The sequence below is a fragment of the Terrabacter lapilli genome (assembly GCF_039531305.1).
Classification (GTDB): domain Bacteria; phylum Actinomycetota; class Actinomycetes; order Actinomycetales; family Dermatophilaceae; genus Terrabacter; species Terrabacter lapilli.
Window position 1 is genome coordinate 737,178 of the sequence record NZ_BAAAPU010000007.1, and the last position, 14,378, is coordinate 751,555.

Below are 14,378 nucleotides of genomic sequence, written 5' to 3' on the forward strand. Positions count from 1 at the left end.
GCGGAGTCGGCCGATCACGCACCTCTCTTCGTCGGAGCGCTGCTCTCGTACCGCGGAGTGGCCTCGGCGAGCAGGGCGGGGCTGACCTGCGCCAGAACCGCATAGGCGCGCTCGACGGGAACGTCGACGATGTCGTAGTGCTGTTCGCCGGCAGCGGTCGTGGCGACGAGCGTGGCGAGGCCGGCACGGCGCTGGAAGAAGGACCGCCGCACGGTCCAGCCGATGATCCCGTCCCGGTCGAGCACGACGCGCTGCCGGTCGAGCGAGCCGTGTCGGGTCACGAGGTGGTCGGCCGTGACCGCGTGGCCGAGCGACCGGTAGCGGTCCCGCCCGAGGGCCACCGCACCGATCAGCAGCAGCGGGACGACGACGAGGAGCGAGCCGTGCCAGTCCCAGAGGAGGCGGGCCGCCACGAGGCCGGCGGAGGCCAGCGTCGCGGGCACGAGCGTACGCGTGAGGCGGCGACGCGCTGCCGCGTGGCCGTGCGCGGTGAGCGCGCCCTCGACGGCCTCCCTGTCGGGCCGTATGCGCAGGGCGACGGAAGTCACGACGTCCGCTGGAGCCGGCGGGCACAGCCAGTCCGAGCCGCCGCGCTCGCGCAGCAGGCCGGTGGTGACCACCTTGAGGCGGCGCGCTCCGGCCAGGCGCAGCCCCAACGGCTCGTCGATCCGGATGCCGCGCACGCGGGCGGCGTCGATGGTGGTCTCCCGGCGGGTGAGGAGGCCTCGGCGGGTGTGCATCGTGCCGAGCCGGTTGCGGGTCAGGCGGAAGCCCCAGAAGGTCAACAGGTAGGCCGCGACCGCCAGGGCGGACACCGCGCCGAGCAGGAGCAGCACGTCGGCCCACCAAACCAACCCTGCGACCCACCCGGCACCCGCGCGGAAGACCGAGCGCTCCTGCGCGTACCGGGAGAACCCCTGCGAGGCGAAACCCACGATCGCCGCAGCGCTCGCGAGGCCGGTCAAAGTCAGTGGTGCGTAGCGCAGCCAGGCCGGGTCGAGACGCACCAGCAGCTCGTCGCCGACCGGTGCCGACGCCTCGACCGGGGCGTCGGCTGCGGGAGCGTCGACGCGGTGGAGCAGCTCCGCGCGGAGTCGGCGGCCGTGCTCGGCGCTCAGCGAGTCGAGGACGAGCCGCTCACGGCCGCCCCCGGCTGTCGAGATCTCCACCTTCGCGAGGCCGAGGAGCTGGTGGTACGGCCGGGCCGTCAGGTCGACGGTGCGGACCCGGTCCAGGCGTGCCGTCGTCGTCTGCCTCGTGAGGACGCCCCGCCGCAGCTCGACCTGCCCGTCGGCGATCCGGTACCGCGTCGTGAGCCAGCGCAGGACGCCGTAGGCGACGATCACCGGCACGGCGTACAGCTCCCACCGGTCGTTGTCGTCCGAGCCCGACCGGAAGAGGAGGACGGCGAGCAGCGCCGGGAGGAAGCGGACCAGCGTCTCCAGCGGGTGCACGAGCAGCATGCGGGCATCGAGTCGTCGCCAGGGGTCGGCGGTCCCATCCGCCTCCGAGGGGGCGATCTCCTCCAGGCTCTCGCGTGCGTCCGCTCCGTCGCTCACGTCGCGTCGTCCCGCTCGGCGACGGCGGCTGCCGTCAGGGCCTCGACGAGCTGCTCGGCGACCGGGAGGTCGAGCCCGTGGATGCGGATCGGCCCGGCGGCCGAGGCGGTCGTGACGGTGACCGACGCGAGGCCGAGCAGCTGCGCGACAGGACCCCGTTCGAGGTCGACGGTCTGCGCCCGGTTGAGCGGGGCGATCCGACGCTCCTGGCGCAGCCAGCCGCTCTGCGTGTAGACCGCGCGAGGCGTCGCCTCCCAGCGGTGCACGCGGTAGCGCCACTGCGGCATCCCGACGGCGTAGGCGGCGCCCGCGACGAGCCAGACCAGGGCGACGAGCCAGTGCGCGGTGCGCGACGGTGGGTCGTCCACGACCCACCAGACGACCTGCGCCACCAGGAGCACCGCGAGCACGCCCACCGCCTGGATCGTCCACAGCGCCAGGGCGCGTCGGCTGACGCGGTGGGCGGGGTCCCGGAGGACGGGGCTGGCGGGGTGGGGCACGACGAGGGGTTCCACGAGGCAACGGTGACACACCCGCGCCCGAGGAGACCTCGGAGCGCGGGGGCGGGAGGGCGGCATACGGTGTCTCCCGTGAACGGACTGGTCATGGTGGAGGGACTCCCGGGCTCGGGCAAGAGCACGACGGCGCACGGCATCGCGACGTGGCTCGCCGGGCAGCAGGTGCCGGTCGAGCACTGGGCCGAGGGGCGCGTCGACCACCCCGTCGACTTCGAGCAGGTGGCCGTCCTCGGCACCGACCAGCTGGTGGTGATGGCCGCGGAGCTGGCGCAGGAGTCGCCCGGCACCGAGCAGCTGCTGCTCGGTGCCGCCGAGCGCCTCGGCGACGTCTGGGTCGTGCGCCACCAGCTGCACGCCGCCCTGCCGGCAGCGGTGGTCGACCGGCTACGGGCCCACGACGCCTACGACGGCGACGTCAAGGCCGACGTGCACGCGCACGTCCTCACGGAGAGCTGGCGCCGCTTCGGGCGTGAGTTCCCGGGCACGGAAAGCGCGCCGGTGCAGGTGTGGGAGTGCGTGCTGGTCCAGAACCCGGTCTGCGCGCTCGTCGCCCGGGCCGACCAGTCCGTCGACGTCCTGGCCCGGCACGTGGCCGGTCTCGTCGAGGCCGTCCGTGACCATGCGCCCGCACTCGTCTACCTCGACACGGGCGACCCGCGGGCCGCGCTGGAGCGTGCCGCCGCCGAGCGCCCGGTCGAGTGGCTCGACAGCGTCATCGACTACCACACGAGCCAGGGCCTCGGACTCCGTTGCGGCTACGTGGGATTCGACGGCTACGTCGAGTTCATGCGCCGACGCCGGGAGATGGAGCTCGAGGTGCTCGAGGTCCTCGACCTGCCGACGCTGGTCGTCCCGGTCGGCGACGTTCGCTGGGACCAGCACACCGCGGCGATCCGCGCGTTCGTCGCCGAGCACCTCGGGGTCGCCGGTGACCCGAGCCGGCCGGGCGCGCACCAGGTCGCCTGACCGTGGCGCTGCACTCGGTCGAGGGGCTGCTCGACGACACGACGGACGCGGAGGTCCGCCGTGAGTGGGCGGTCCTGGCCGAGGCGCAGCTGCCGAGCCAGGCCGGGCACGCGGGGCCGACGAACGCCCCGCACGTGACCCTGTCGGCTGCCGGCAGCGTCCCCGAGGAGGTGGAGGCCCGGCTGGGTCGGGCACTCTCCGCCCTGCCGCCGGTGCCCGTGCGCCTGGGGCCGCTCGTCGTCATGGGCTCCCGCCGGCACGTGCTCGCCCGTCTCGTCGTCCCGAGCGCCGCGCTGCTGGCCCTGCACCGGACCGTGGCGCAGGCCATGGACGGTGCGGCCGACGTCTCCGAGCTCGTGCGCGTCGACCGGTGGACCCCGCACGTCACGCTCGCGCACGGCCTCACCGCGGAGCAGGTCGGTGAGGCGCTCGCCGTCCTCGGGCCGCTGCGTGGGGTGGACGGCTCGATCGAGAGGGTGCGGCGCTGGGACCCCGTCGCTCGGCGCACGTGGTCCGTCGGCGGCATACCTACGATGGGCCCATGAGCCTCGAACTCGGCCTCGACACGTTCGGTGACATCGCCGACGGCCCCGACGGCGCCCCGCTCCACCCGGCGACGGTCATCCGGGAGGTGCTGGCCGAGGGTGAGCTCGCCGACCGGCTCGGCCTCGACTTCTTCGGCATCGGCGAGCACCACCGCGACGACTACGCCGTCAGTGCCCCGGACGTCGTCCTCGCCGCGCTCGCCGGCCGCACCGAGCGCATCCGGCTCGGCACGTCCGTCACCGTCCTGTCGAGCGACGACCCGATCCGCGTCTTCCAGCGCTTCTCGACCCTCGACGCCATCAGCCGCGGCCGCGCCGAGGTCACCGTCGGCCGTGGCTCGTTCATCGAGTCCTTCCCGCTCTTCGGCCTCGACCTGGCCGACTACGAGACGCTCTTCGAGGAGAAGCTGGACCTGCTCGCGGCCGTCGTGTCGGAGGAGCCGTTCCGGTGGGAGGGCTCGATCCGGCCGCCGCTGCAGGTCGAGAAGGTCATGCCGTCGACGGAGTCCGGCCGGCTGCCGGTCTGGGTCGGCGTCGGCGGCACGCCGCAGTCCGTCGTGCGCGCCGCGCACTACGGCTTCCCGGTCGTCATCGCGATCATCGGTGGGTCCGCGCGCCAGTTCGCGCCGCTCGCCGACCTCTACCGCCGGGCGCTGTCCGAGATGGGAAAGCCCGAGCTCCCCGTCGGCGTGCACTCGCCCGGCTACGTGGCGGCCACCGACGAGCAGGCCCGCGAGGAGTTCCTGCCGCACTTCCTGCCCTACATGAACAAGCTCGGCCGCGAGCGGCGCTGGGCGCCGATGGGCAGGGAGCAGGCGCTCCAGCAGCTCGGACCCGGCGGCGCCGTCTACTGCGGCTCGCCCGACACGGTGGCGGCCAAGATCGTCGACACGGTGCAGGTCCTCGGGCTCTCGCGCTTCCAGCTGAAGTACTCCTTCGGCACCCTCCCGCACGACCAGCGGATGGAGTGCATCCGGCTCTACGCCGAGGAGGTCGTCCCGCGCGTGCGCGCGAAGCTCGGCGAGGGCTGACGTGCGAGTCCTCTTGCTGGGCATGGGCTCCCGCGGTGACGTGCAGCCTCTGGTCGCGCTCGGCCAGCGCCTCCGAAGGCTCGGGTATGCCGTCTCGCTCGCCGCGCCCGGCGACCTCGCGCACGTCGTGGCGGGCAGTGGTGTCGACTTCGAGCCGCTGTCATTCGACCTCGAGGGGCCGCTGCGCGAGGGGTCGGGGCGCGAGGCGCTGCGCGGGTCGGCGTGGACCCAGGTGGCCGAGGCGAGGCTCATGCGGCAGGTCATGGCGCAGACCGCCGGGGCGCTCGCGAGCGACGTCTCCTGCCTGGTGGACGAGGCCGACGCGGTGGTGTCGGGGGCGCTGACCTTCGACCTCGTGGACGCGCTGCTGGCCGGTGCGGGCGGACGAGGGAGGCGCGCGCGACCTCGGGACCGGTCGAAGCCGCACCTCTATGCCGTCTTCGCGCCGGTGTGGCCGAGCGCGCACGGGAGCTCGGTGGCGCTGGCGCTGCGGCCCCGCTCGACGTCGTGGGCCAACCTGGCCTGGAGCAGCCTGGCCGGGCGGGTGGCGCTCGACCTCTTCCGGCCTGCCGGCGACCTCGTCCGCGCCCGAAGAGGCCTGCCGCGACAGCACTTCCGCGACTGCGCCGCTGCAGCCGAGCGCACGCCCACGCTGCTCGCGGCGAGCCCCAGCGTGGTGCCGCGGGCGGCCGACTGGCCGCCCGCCCTGCGCCAGACCGGCTACTGGGTGCGTGACGACGCGGGGCGGGAGGCCTTGGACCCGGACCTCGAGGCGTTCCTCTCCGCGGGTGACGCCCCGGTGTTCGTCGGGTTCGGGTCCATGCCGACCCCGGACCCCGGTGGGGCGGTGCGCGACGTCGTGGCCGTGCTCGGGCGGCTCGGGCTGCGCGGCGCCGTCAGCGAGGGGGTCGCCGGCCTGACGGTCGGTGACCGGTCCGGTGGCGCCGCTGCCGAGGTGCGCGGCATCGGGCCGGCGCCGCACGACGTGCTCTTCCCACGCTGCTCCGTCGTCGTGCACCACGGCGGAGCCGGCACCACCGCTGCTGCAGTGCGGGCGGGAGTGCCGCAGGTGGTCGTGCCGCACGCCGCGGACCAGCCCTACTGGGGCCGGCGGATGGCCGACCTCGGGGTCGCCGCACCGCCGATCGCCCGCAAGGACCTGACGCCGGACCGGCTGCAGCGGGCCCTCGAGGTGGCACTGTCCCCGGGAGCCCGCGAGGCGGCATACGCCCTCGGGGAGCGGGTCCGCGCCGAGGACGGCGCCGGCGACGCTGCCCGCATGGTGGACGCCTATCTCAGCAGGCGATCGTCGGGACCCACCACGTCGGACTGAGGACCGCCCGACCAACCATCCCCAATGACGCCGACCCGGCGCGTCGCCCGCCGTAGCATCGCGGCATGGGGGCGCCCGACGTGCTCAGTCCGCCGCGAACCGGCACCAGAGGGGCCGTCGTCCGCATTCTCGAGCGCCTCGGCGAGATCGGGTCCAGGCCCGGCACGCCGCCCGAGGTGGCGCTGCGGCACGGGACGCTGGTCTTCGCCTCGGTGCTCATCGCGCTGCTCGCCTCCGTCTGGGTGGGCACCTACCTCGCATACGGCCACCCGGTGTCCGCGGCGATCCCGGCGGCATACCAGGTGGAGACCGCGGTCGGGCTCGTCGTGCTCTCGCGCACCCGGCGCTTCGCGCTCTTCCGCGGCACGCAGCTCGCGGTGTTCCTCGTGCTCCCGGCCCTGCTGCAGGCCTCGCTCGGCGGGTTCGTGGCCTCGAGCGGCATGGTGCTGTGGGCGAGCTTCGTCCCGTTCGCGGCGCTGGCGCTGCTCGGAGCGCGCCGATCGGCCCCGTGGCTCGTGGCCTTCTTCGCGGAGGTGCTGGCGCTCGCTCTGCTCGACCCCTGGCTGGCCCAGCGGCCGGCGGGCCTGCCGACCGGGCTCGTCGTCACGTTCTTCGTGCTCAACGTCACGGGTCTCACCCTCTGTGGCTGGGCGGTGCTCGGCTACTTCGTGGAGCAGAGCGAACGGGCCCGCATTGCCCTCGAGGCCGAGCAGGAGCGGTCCGAGCGGCTGCTGCTCAACGTCCTGCCCGCCCCGATCGCCGCCCGGCTCAAGCGGGAGACGGGCGTCATCGCCGAGCACCACGACGCCGTCACCGTGCTCTTCGCCGACCTCGTCGGCTTCACCGCGCGCACCGAGGTGATGCCGCCCGGGCAGCTGGTCGCGCTCCTCGACCGCATCTTCAGCGCCTTCGACCGACGGGCCGACGCCGAGTCCCTCGAGAAGATCAAGACCATCGGCGACGCCTACATGGTGGCCGGCGGCGTGCCGGAGTCGCGCCCCGACCACCTCCAGGCAGTGGCCCGCGTGGCGCTCGCCATGCGCGCCGACATCGCGGCCATCGCGCAGGAGCCGGGCTGCGAGTGGCTGGCCGTGCGCATCGGCATGGACACCGGACCGGCCGTGGCGGGCGTCATCGGCCGGCGGAAGTTCATCTACGACCTCTGGGGCGACACGGTCAACACGGCGAGCCGCATGGAGTCGCACGGGCTGCCCGGGCAGATCCAGGTGACCCAGCGGGTGGCGGCGGCCCTCGGGCCGGGCTTCAGGGTCCGGTGCCGCGGGACGCTCCTCGTCAAGAGCAAGGGGCCGATGACGACCTTCCTGCTCGAGGGCCACGACGAGAGCGAGTGAGGCGCCCCACCGGCCGGGTCAGAGACGCGCCGCGAGCTCGGTGGCCTGGCGGATGGCCCGTTTGGCGTCGAGCTCAGCGGCGACGTCCGCGCCGCCGACCACGTGCACCCGGAGGCCGCGGGCGGCGAGCTCGGGGCCCAGCGTGTTGACCGACTCCTGGCCGGTGCAGACCACGACGGTGTCGACGTCGAGGACCTGCGGGTCGGTGCGGTCCTCGCCGTGGGAGATGTGCAGGCCGGCATCGTCGATGCGCTCGTAGTTCACGCCGACGTGGTGGTGGACTCCCTTGGCCTTCAGCGTTGCCCGGTGCACCCACCCGGTCGTCCTGCCGAGCCCCTTGCCGATCGGCGTGGCCTTGCGCTGCAGCAGGTGCACCTCGCGGGGGGACGGTGCGGGGTGCGGCTCGACCAGGCCGCCGCGGGAGGCGTCGGGCGCGCCGACGCCCCACTCCGCCATCCACTGCTCCACCGTGAGCGGCGACTCGACGTGGGTGAGCAGCTCGGAGACGTCGATGCCGATGCCGCCGGCTCCCATGACGGCCACGCGCCGGCCGAGCGGCGCCTCGCCGCGGATCGCGGCGGCATACGTGACGACCTTGGGGTGCTCGATCCCGGGGACCGAGGGGATGCGCGGCTCGACGCCGGTGGCGACGACGACCTCGTCGAAGTCCGTGAGGTCCTCGACCTCGGCGCGGCGGCCGAGGTGGACCTTGACGCCGGTCAGCTCGAGCCGCCGCCGGAAGTAGCGGATCGTCTCGGCGAACTCCTCCTTGCCGGGGATGCGCATGGCCAGGGCGAACTGGCCGCCGAGGTCGTCGCCGGCCTCGAACAGCTCGACGCGGTGGCCGCGCTCGGCCAGGGCCGTGGCGGCAGCGAGCCCGGCCGGGCCGGCGCCCACGACCGCGACGTGCTTCGAGCGCCGCGTCGGTGCGAGGACGAGGGCCGTCTCCCGCACGGCGCGCGGGTTGACGAGGCAGGTCGCGGTCCTCCTCGCGAAGGTGTGGTCGAGGCAGGCCTGGTTGCACGCGATGCAGGTGTTGATCTCGTCGGCGCGGTCGCGCGCCGCCTTGGCCACCCAGTCGGGGTCGGCGAGGAACGGCCGCGCCATCGACACGAGATCCGCGCTGCCGTCGGCGATGACCCGCTCGGCCAGGTCGGGCATCGAGATGCGGTTGGACGTGACGACGGGGATCGAGACCTCCGGCCGCAGCTTCGCGGTGACACGCGTGAAGGCGCCGCGCGGCACCGACGTGACGATCGTCGGGACGCGCGCCTCGTGCCAGCCGATGCCGGTGTTGAGGATCGTCGCCCCGGCGGCCTCCACCTCGCGGGCCAGCGCGACGACCTCCTCCCAGGTCTGCCCGTCGGGGACGAGGTCGAGCATGGAGAGGCGGTAGACGACGACGAAGTCAGGACCGGCCGCCTCGCGCACGGCCCGGACGACCTCGACGGCCAGGCGTCGGCGGTTCTCGGCGGAGCCGCCCCACTCGTCGGTGCGCCGGTTGGTGCGCGGCGCGAGGAACTGGTTGATGAGGTAGCCCTCCGAGCCCATGATCTCGACGCCGTCGTAGCCGGCCTCGCGCGCCAGGCGCGCACAGCGGGCGTACGCCGCGATCGTCCTGCGGATGCCGCGCGGGCTGAGCGCCCGTGGGGCGAAGGGCGAGATCGGGGACTTCTGGGCCGACGCCGAGACGGCGAGCGGGGAGTAGGCGTAACGGCCCGCATGGAGGATCTGCAGCGCGATCGTGCCGCCCTCGCGGTGCACCGCGTTGGTGATGACGCGGTGCCGGCGGGCCTGGCGGGAGGTGACGAGGACGGAGCTTCCCGGGTAGAGGGCGCCGGCGAGGTTGGGCGCGAAGCCGCCCGTGACGATGAGGCCGACCCCGCCACGCGCCCGCTCGGCGTAGTAGGCGGCGAGCCGGTCGAAGTCCCGGGCGTGGTCCTCGAGCCCGGTGTGCATCGAGCCCATGACGACGCGGTTGCGCAGCGTCGTGAAGCCGAGGTCGAGCGGTTCGAGCAGGGAGGGGTATGCCGTCGTCACCCGCCCGAGGGTAGCCGCTGGTTACCGCTCGGTAGCCGACGGCGCGGCGCTCGTCACAGTGGGTGAGAATGACGAGGTGAGCGATCTCGAGCACCTGGACGTCCTCGTCGTCGGAGCCGGCCTGTCCGGCGTCGGCGCCGGCTACCGCCTGTCCACCATGAGCCCCACCCGCACCTGGGCGGTCCTCGAGGCTCGCGACTCGATCGGCGGCACGTGGGACCTCTTCCGCTACCCGGGCGTGCGGTCCGACTCCGACATGATGACGCTCGGCTTCCCCTTCGAGCCGTGGACCGACCCCGACGCCATCGCCGACGGGCCGAAGATCCTCGACTACCTCAGGGCGACGGCCGACAAGTACGGCATCACCGAGCGGATCCGCTTCGGGCACAAGGTCGTCGCCGCCGACTGGTCGAGCGAGGAGGCGCGCTGGACCGTGACGGTCGAGCGCGGGGGAGCCGGCGAGGAGAGGCAGGAGCAGCTGACGTGCTCGTTCCTCTACCTGTGCAGCGGCTACTACGACTACGAGCGGCCGCACGACCCGCAGCTCCCGGGGGTCGGCGGGTTCGAGGGGCAGGTCGTGCACCCGCAGTTCTGGCCCGAGGACCTCGACGTCACCGGCCGGAAGGTGGTCGTCATCGGCTCGGGCGCCACCGCCGTCACCCTGGTCCCGGCCCTCGCCGAGCGCGGGGCCGACGTGACGATGCTCCAGCGCACACCGACGTGGATCGCCTCGCTGCCCCGCCAGGACCGCGCTCGCGACGTGCTCCAGAAGGTGCTGCCCGGGCGCATCGCCGGCACGGCCGCCCGCTACAAGAACGTCCTGGGCACGATGGGCGTCTACGAGCTGAGCCGCCGCCGCCCCGCCGTGATGCGCTCCCTGCTGGCCAAGGGCGCCGCGAAGTCGCTCGGGTCCACCGACCTCGTCGCCGACCACTTCACCCCGACCTACGACCCCTGGGACCAGCGCCTGTGCGTCGTGCCCGACGGCGACCTCTTCGCCGCCGTCCGCAGTGGACGCGCGCACGTCGTGACCGACACGATCGAGACGTTCGTGCCACACGGCATACGACTCGGCTCGGGGCGCGAGCTCGACGCCGACGTCGTCGTCACGGCGACGGGCCTGCGCATCAAGCTCGCCGGCGGCATCGCGATCCGCGTCGACCGGGAGCCTCGGCCGACCGGGGAGCTCACGGTCTACCGCGGGCTCATGTTCGCCGACGTGCCCAACCTCGCCGTGTGCGTCGGCTACGTCAACGCCTCGTGGACCCTCCGCGCCGACCTCGCCAGCCGCTACGTGTGCCGGCTGCTGAACCACATGGAGCAGCACGACTGGCGGGTGGCGACGCCTCGGGCGCCCGGTGGGATGGAGGGACGGCCGCTGCTGCCGCTGGCGTCCGGCTACGTGCAGCGGGCCGCCGCCGAGCTGCCCCAGCAGGGTGACGGCGCGCCATGGCTGATGCGGCAGAACTACCTGCTCGACCGGCGCGACATGCTGCGCGGCGACGTCACCGAGGCCATGGCGTTCGCCCGCTGAGCCATGGGACGTCTGCCGGCCGCGAGGGCCGTCCGCGGGAAGGGGGCAGCAACCCCACGCTCCGGTCTGTTCGCGGCTGCCGTCGCCGTCGCCGTCGCCCTCGGCACCGCCGGCTGCACCGGCACGGCGGCCCGACCGGCCCCGCCCACCTCGGCGCCCGGACCGACCTCGGTGGCCGGCCCGGGAACGGCCGCGAGCCCCCTGGGACGACAGGGTCCGCAGGCGCCGCAGATGACGCCCGTCGACGCGCAGAAGTGCTCCACGACGACGGTCCGTGGCTCGGGGTCCGGCCCGCTGCGCATCGACGGCCGGTGGAGGCCGGATCCCGACGCGCTGCCGGACGAGACCGTCACCGTGACGCGTGGCCCCGACGCGGGCTCCTGCCCGGGCGACCTGCCGCCCAAGCCGGACTGCTCACAGGCCATCCCGTGGACCGGCCTGTCGGTCGATGCGCTCGTCCATGCCTCGGGCGTCCAGAGATGGGTGAGCTCGTCCGTGCCCGGCCCCGACGACCGTCGTCCCGGCGTGGCACCTGGCCCTGACCGGGCCGCGCGCACGCTGACCTACACCGTCATGACACCGCCACCGGGCGGCCGGCTCGCGATCGGACCCGCCCTGGTGGCCGGCGCTGCCGCCTGCGCGAGCACCACCGAGAGCACGGCTGCCGGTGCGACTCTGCTGCGCGGCACCGTCGTCGACCGCTGGGCCCCGGCCACGGGCGGTGCTCCCAGAACGGCCGGGTTCCTGGCGGTCCTCAGTCCCGAAGGGATCGCCTGGGCCCTGCTGGGCGGACCGCCGTGGCAGGGAAGGGACGTCGACTCCGCTGAAGCCGCCCTCCAGGCCGCGCTCGCCCGCTTCGCGTCGAGTCGCGCCGGGTGACGCCTGTGCGCTCGCGCGGGCCAGTGGGTACGAGCCAGCCATGAGCGAGTCGAACACACCTTCGACCAACCAGGCCACCGACGGCAGCGACGACGTCATCGGCGGCACCGCCGGCGACACCACCATCAAGGACCCCGAGGACTGGGTGACCGGTGACGAGGCCATGACCGGCGCCCAGCGCAGCTACCTCGAGACGCTGGCCCGTGAGGCCGGCGAGACGCTGCCGGCCGACCTCACCAAGGCGCAGGCGTCGGAGCACATCGACCGCCTCCAGGCCCGGACCGGCCGCGGCATCAGCGAGGGCCGCACGGAGGGCCACGGCAGCGAGGTCTGACGCGACGGCCGTCCGCGCGACGCCCGGCGGGCATGAGACAGTCGCGGGATGCACGTCGGCGTGGACATCGGGGGCACGAAGATGCTCTGCCGGGCGACCGGCCCGGATGGTGTCGTGGTCGACCAGCGTCGCGTCCCGACCGGGCGCGACTGCGGCCCGGCCGAGCTGGACGCCGCCATCGCCGACTTCGTCGACGCGGTCCCGGACGTGCGGGGCATCGGCATCGCCTGCCCGGGCCTGATCAGCCCCGGCGGCCGGCGAGTCGTGGTCGCCGACGTCCTGCCGGCAGTGTCCGGGTGGCGCCCGCGGGTCCTCGACGGCGACGTCCCCGCGTGCCTGCTCAACGACGTACGGGCCGCCCTGCTGGCCGTGACCGAGGCGTACCCGCACGAGCGCGACGTGGCCGTCGTCGTCTCGGGGACGGGGATCGCCGCCGGGTTCACGACCGGGGACCGCGTGCACGGGGGTGCCGACGGCTGGGCCGGTGAGCTCGGCAGCATCCCCGTCCGGGACGGCACCGGGACGACCACCCTCGACGGCGTCGCCTCAGGCGCCGCGATCCTCCGGCGGCTCGGTCTGCCGGCCGACGAGGTCGCGGCCCGAGCCGCTCGGGGCGACGCGGACGTCCTGGCCGTCGTCGAGGCTGCCGGCCGCGCGCTCGGTGAGGGCGTGGCGACTCTCGTCAACCTCGTCAACCCCCGACTGCTCGTCCTGGCCGGGGGCACGCTGGCGTATCCCGGATACCTCGAGGCGGCGCAGGCGTCGGCCCGGACCCACGCCCTCGCGGAGCATGCAGCGGCCTGCACCGTCGTGCCGGACGGCGACCCCTCGACGCTGGTGCTGCGCGGCGCCGTGCAGGCAGCGCGGGTCGCCGCCGACGCCGACGCCGACACCGACGCCGATGCGGCCGGCGTCAGGCCACGGTGACGCGGGCCGACACCCGTCCCTCGGCGGCCAGGGCCCGCAGCCTCGCGACCGTCCGGTCACGGACGGTCCAGGGGTCGATGGTGTTGACGTAGATCTTCGTCCCGCCCTCGAACCCGGCCGGTGTCGAGACGCGCCACTTCAAAAGCGCGCGCAGCGGGATCGGCAGCTCGAGGGAGGGCGGCCCGTGGTGCCATTCCTCGTTGGTCGGCACGTCGCTCCCGGTCGCCGCGTGGCAGGCGTGCAGCAGGTCGGAGAAGTCGCGGACCTCGTCGTCGGACAGCTCCCACGGCAGCGCCGTCATGTTCGAGGTGTGCACGGCGAGGGTGGGGTACTGGTGCCCGATCCCGGCGAACGCCACCGCGGTCGGCGTGCGTGCGACGACGAGCCCGCGGGCCTCGGCGAAGTCGGCTCCCCACCGCGTGAACAGCTCCGGCTCCTGCTGCAGCCGGGCCGCCTCGCGCTCGACGTCGGTGCCGAGCTCGTCGATGGCGACGAGCTGTTTGTGCAGGTGCTCGAACGACGCTCCGGCGGGCCGGAGCCAGTTCTGGAACGCCGACACGTACCGCGCGTGCGGGTTCCCGCGGTAGAGGTCACGGATCGCCCCGATCGTGAACCGCGTGTACTCGCAGTGCTCCTCGGGCGTCAGGGACCCCGACCCGGCGTTCTGCGAGTCGTCCACCGCGCCGTCGACGAAGTGCCGTCGGGCGACGACGACCTGGTGGTTGCCGGCGAAGAGCGCGACCGACTCGCGCTCGAAGTCCTCCTCGTCGAACGGCTCGGCGTGGGCCCCCGTGGCACCGCGCGTCCGCATCCGGACGCGCGCGAGCGCCGTCACGTGATCGCGTCCGAGCGGGGTCGCGAGGTAGGCCGCCCGATGCGCCTGCGACTCGGGCGTCGGGTCGAAGCCGTGGGCCAGGTGCCAGTAGTCGTAGCTGAGGATCTCGAAGAGGTTGGGGAAGAGCCGGAACTCCGCCGTCGTCTCGCCCAGCTGCTCGGCCAGCAGGCCGCGCAGCTCGCGCCACCGCGAGCCCTCGGTCGAGCCCTCGGTCGAGCCCTCCGTCGAGCCCTCCGTGTCCCCGCCTACCGAGCACTCCCGCACGACGCGGGCGATCTCGGGCGGCGTCTCGAGCATGCGACCCCAGCAGAAGGCGCAGTGACGGTCGTGGTCCGCGGGGTGGAGGGGGACGGGGGTGGGGCGCACCACGCCGAGCGGTCGGGCCCCGCGGCCCGGAAGCGTCCACACCTTGGTGCCGCTGATCGGGTTGACCTGCTTGACGGTTCCGTCCGGGAGTCGCACCAGGGGGTCGATCACGCTTTCAGCCTAGGTCTCGGGCGGATCGGCCGCGGTCGACTAGCGTCG

Annotated in this window: 13 protein-coding genes; 9 read left to right on the forward strand and 4 right to left on the reverse strand. The window is 74.2% G+C overall.

The features are described from left to right. Window positions 1-14: 14 nt before the first annotated feature. Window positions 15-1,559 carry a PH domain-containing protein gene (locus tag ABD241_RS11350; RefSeq protein ID WP_344062167.1) on the reverse strand — a complete coding sequence of 515 codons (1,545 nt, stop codon included), beginning with the start codon at window positions 1,557-1,559 and terminating at the stop codon, window positions 15-17. Further along, window positions 1,556-2,074 (reverse strand): PH domain-containing protein, encoded by a 519-nt coding sequence (locus tag ABD241_RS11355; protein WP_344062170.1) that lies wholly within the window; start codon window positions 2,072-2,074, stop codon window positions 1,556-1,558. Before ABD241_RS11355 ends, ABD241_RS11350 begins: the two co-directional genes overlap by 4 nt. 75 nt (window positions 2,075-2,149) lie before the next feature. Here ABD241_RS11355 and ABD241_RS11360 point away from each other — a divergent pair, with 75 nt between their 5' ends. The 5 genes from ABD241_RS11360 to ABD241_RS11380 all read left to right on the forward strand — a co-directional run bounded on the left by ABD241_RS11360 (window position 2,150) and on the right by ABD241_RS11380 (window position 7,304). Next, window positions 2,150-3,043, forward strand: coding sequence for a P-loop NTPase family protein (locus tag ABD241_RS11360; RefSeq protein WP_344062173.1), 894 nt, complete (start codon window positions 2,150-2,152; stop codon window positions 3,041-3,043). A 2-nt stretch (window positions 3,044-3,045) separates the two neighbouring features. Then, a complete protein-coding gene (locus ABD241_RS11365) occupies window positions 3,046-3,588 on the forward strand; it encodes a 2'-5' RNA ligase family protein (protein WP_344062176.1) in 543 nt (180 codons plus the stop codon). Then, complete coding sequence (locus ABD241_RS11370; protein WP_344062179.1) at window positions 3,585-4,619, forward strand: LLM class flavin-dependent oxidoreductase; 1,035 nt, start codon at window positions 3,585-3,587, stop codon at window positions 4,617-4,619. Before ABD241_RS11365 ends, ABD241_RS11370 begins: the two co-directional genes overlap by 4 nt. 1 nt (window position 4,620) lies before the next feature. Beyond that, entirely contained in the window at window positions 4,621-5,952 is a 1,332-nt protein-coding gene (locus tag ABD241_RS11375) for a glycosyltransferase (protein ID WP_344062182.1), read from the forward strand. Between the two features lie 65 nt (window positions 5,953-6,017). Continuing rightward, window positions 6,018-7,304 carry an adenylate/guanylate cyclase domain-containing protein gene (locus ABD241_RS11380; protein ID WP_344062185.1) on the forward strand — a complete coding sequence of 429 codons (1,287 nt, stop codon included), beginning with the start codon at window positions 6,018-6,020 and terminating at the stop codon, window positions 7,302-7,304. 18 nt (window positions 7,305-7,322) lie between these two features. Here ABD241_RS11380 and ABD241_RS11385 read toward each other — a convergent pair whose 3' ends face one another. Continuing rightward, complete coding sequence (locus ABD241_RS11385; RefSeq protein ID WP_344062187.1) at window positions 7,323-9,344, reverse strand: FAD-dependent oxidoreductase; 2,022 nt, start codon at window positions 9,342-9,344, stop codon at window positions 7,323-7,325. A 76-nt stretch (window positions 9,345-9,420) separates the two neighbouring features. On the opposite strand from ABD241_RS11385, the gene ABD241_RS11390 reads away from it, so the two are divergent. The 4 genes from ABD241_RS11390 to ABD241_RS11405 are packed head-to-tail and all read left to right on the forward strand — an operon-like array spanning window position 9,421 to window position 13,018. Then, complete coding sequence (locus tag ABD241_RS11390; protein WP_344062189.1) at window positions 9,421-10,878, forward strand: flavin-containing monooxygenase; 1,458 nt, start codon at window positions 9,421-9,423, stop codon at window positions 10,876-10,878. A gap of 3 nt (window positions 10,879-10,881) precedes the next feature. Beyond that, on the forward strand, window positions 10,882-11,757 hold the full coding sequence (locus tag ABD241_RS11395) for a hypothetical protein (protein ID WP_344062192.1): 876 nt from the start codon (window positions 10,882-10,884) through the stop codon (window positions 11,755-11,757). Window positions 11,758-11,797: 40 nt separating this feature from the next. Beyond that, window positions 11,798-12,091: a DUF3072 domain-containing protein gene (locus ABD241_RS11400; RefSeq protein ID WP_344062195.1), complete on the forward strand. Its 294-nt coding sequence runs from the start codon at window positions 11,798-11,800 to the stop codon at window positions 12,089-12,091. A gap of 48 nt (window positions 12,092-12,139) precedes the next feature. Then, window positions 12,140-13,018, forward strand: a complete 879-nt coding sequence (locus tag ABD241_RS11405; protein WP_344062198.1) for an ROK family protein — start codon at window positions 12,140-12,142, stop codon at window positions 13,016-13,018. On the opposite strand, the gene ABD241_RS11410 is transcribed toward ABD241_RS11405, so the two are convergent. Next, on the reverse strand, window positions 13,005-14,330 hold the full coding sequence (locus ABD241_RS11410; protein ID WP_344062201.1) for a DUF4921 family protein: 1,326 nt from the start codon (window positions 14,328-14,330) through the stop codon (window positions 13,005-13,007). The genes ABD241_RS11405 and ABD241_RS11410 overlap by 14 nt on opposite strands. Between the last annotated feature and the right edge of the window lie 48 nt (window positions 14,331-14,378).

Excerpts from the sequence above, each read along its gene's own strand:
- ABD241_RS11370 (WP_344062179.1), top strand. The coding sequence starts at position 3,585 with ATGAGCCTCGAACTCGGCCTCGACACGTTCGGTGACATCGCCGACGGC.
- ABD241_RS11380 (WP_344062185.1), top strand. The coding sequence starts at position 6,018 with ATGGGGGCGCCCGACGTGCTCAGTCCGCCGCGAACCGGCACCAGAGGG.
- ABD241_RS11395 (WP_344062192.1), top strand. The coding sequence starts at position 10,882 with ATGGGACGTCTGCCGGCCGCGAGGGCCGTCCGCGGGAAGGGGGCAGCA.
- ABD241_RS11400 (WP_344062195.1), top strand. The coding sequence starts at position 11,798 with ATGAGCGAGTCGAACACACCTTCGACCAACCAGGCCACCGACGGCAGC.
- ABD241_RS11405 (WP_344062198.1), top strand. The coding sequence starts at position 12,140 with ATGCACGTCGGCGTGGACATCGGGGGCACGAAGATGCTCTGCCGGGCG.